Source organism: Armatimonas sp. (assembly GCF_043760365.1).
In the GTDB taxonomy this organism is placed as follows: Bacteria; Armatimonadota; Armatimonadia; order Armatimonadales; family Armatimonadaceae; genus Armatimonas.
The window spans coordinates 1-1,889 of record NZ_JAYUPA010000328.1 but is presented as its reverse complement, the minus strand read 5'-3'; the positions used below and the strand labels follow the sequence as shown (position 1 = coordinate 1,889).

Sequence of the window (1,889 nt, the reverse complement as noted above, 5' to 3'; positions counted from 1 at the left end):
ACTATCGGTCAAAAACCCGATCCAAGTGCGCTCGGAGCTTATCTGCGCACTCACCTGCCGGTCTACATGGTTCCCACCGCGTTCGTCCATCTGGAGAGTTTCCCCATGACAGTCAATGGGAAGCTGGATCGCCGTGCCTTGCCCGTGCCGCCCTCTCCTCCCTCCTCTAGCTCCCGCTCGATGTGTGAGACACCGCTAGAGCAAGTCCTAGCGCTGTGGCGACAAGTGATTGGCACAAGTGAGGTGCTGACGGGTGACGATGTCTTCTTCGATATTGGCGGACACTCCCTTCTCTTGCCGATTGTCCGCGATGGCCTTAAGAAGCTTTTTGATATCGAGCTGAGCTTAGTTGAGCTGTTTGAGTATCCCAGCGCCAAAGCACTTGCCCAGAGAGTTTCACAGCCGACACAGACCTCGCAAAACAACGGGATTCGTGACCGAGCGGCACGACAACGTGAAGCAATCGCTCGTCTTCGCCGAAATTAATACCGACATCAATAGAGAAGACGTATGGACGAGACACAAGGTATCGCTGTGGTTGGCATGGTCGGACGCTTTCCGGGCGCACCCGATCTGGAGACCTTCTGGCACAATATAAGCACGGGAGTTTGCTCACTCTCGACTTTTGCGGCAACCGATGACCCCACCTACGTGCCCGTACGCGGGACGCTCACTGGTGCCGAGGAGTTCGACGCGGGCTTCTTTGGCTACCAGCCCCGCGAGGCCGAGGCGACCGATCCCCAGCAGCGTGTTTTCTTAGAGTCCTGCTGGGCCGCCCTCGAAGATGCAGGCTACGTCCCCGAAAACTACCCTGGCAGCATCGGGCTGTGGGCGGGAATGAGCAATAATACCTACCTGCACCTCGTACGCCAGAACCCGGAGCTGGAGCGCACTGCCGGTGCCATGACGGTGATGCTGGGCAATGAGAAAGACTATGTCGCCCTACGCGTGGCCTATAAGCTCGGGCTTCGTGGCCCCGCAATGGCGCAGAACACCGCCTGCTCGACATCACTTGTGGCAGTCGTGAACGCGGTGAATGCCCTTCAGTCCTATCAGTGCGATATGGCGCTCGCGGGGGGGGTCGCGATTTATTTCCCCCAAGAGCACGGCTATACTGTCGTCCCCGGGAGCATTCTCTCACCCGATGGCACGGTTCACACCTTTGACGAGCAGGCCAACGGCACGGTCTTTGGCTCCGGTGTTGGGGTGGTTGTGCTCAAGCGGCTCGAAGACGCTCTCAAAGACAACGACACGATCCATGCCGTGATCCGTGGCGCAGCGATCAACAACGACGGGGCCGATAAAGCGGGCTTCACCGCACCGAGTATCTCCGGGCAGGCCGATGTGATTGCGCTCGCACAGGCACTCGCGGGAGTGAGTGCCGACGAGATTAGCTACGTCGAGACCCACGGCACGGGAACACAGCTCGGTGATCCTATAGAAATTGCGGGCCTGACCCGTGCGTTTCGAGAGACCACCGACGCCACCCAGTTCTGCGCTCTGGGCACGCTCAAGCCCAATATCGGACACCTTGATGTCGCCTCGGGAGTCACAGGGCTCATCAAAACGATTCTGGCGCTCAAGCACCAGCAGCTTCCTCCGGCGATTCACTTCAACAAACCCAACCCCAAGATCGAGTGGGCCACCAGCCCATTCTTCGTCAATACAGAACTTAAGCCCTGGCGCATAGACAATGCCAAAACACGCATCGCGGGTGTCAGCTCGTTTGGCTTTGGCGGCACCAATGCGCATGTGGTGATTTCGGAAGCCCCCCAGCCCCCGGCCAGCGGGGGAGAGATTAGAGGAGAAATGCTGTGCCTCTCTGCGCGCTCTGAAACGGCGCTGGAGAGCGCGGCGGCGAATCTTGCGCAGTATCTTGCTAAGCACCC

General features: G+C 59.0%; 2 protein-coding genes. Both read left to right on the top strand.

The window, feature by feature from the left end; genetic code table 11:
- The coding region (locus tag ACH2EH_RS08015; protein WP_395140587.1) for a phosphopantetheine-binding protein at positions 1 to 486 on the top strand (486 nt) is incomplete at its 5' end.
- Positions 487 to 510: 24 nt separating this feature from the next.
- On the top strand, positions 511 to 1,889 hold a 1,379-nt coding region (locus ACH2EH_RS08010; protein WP_395140586.1), incomplete at its 3' end, for a type I polyketide synthase.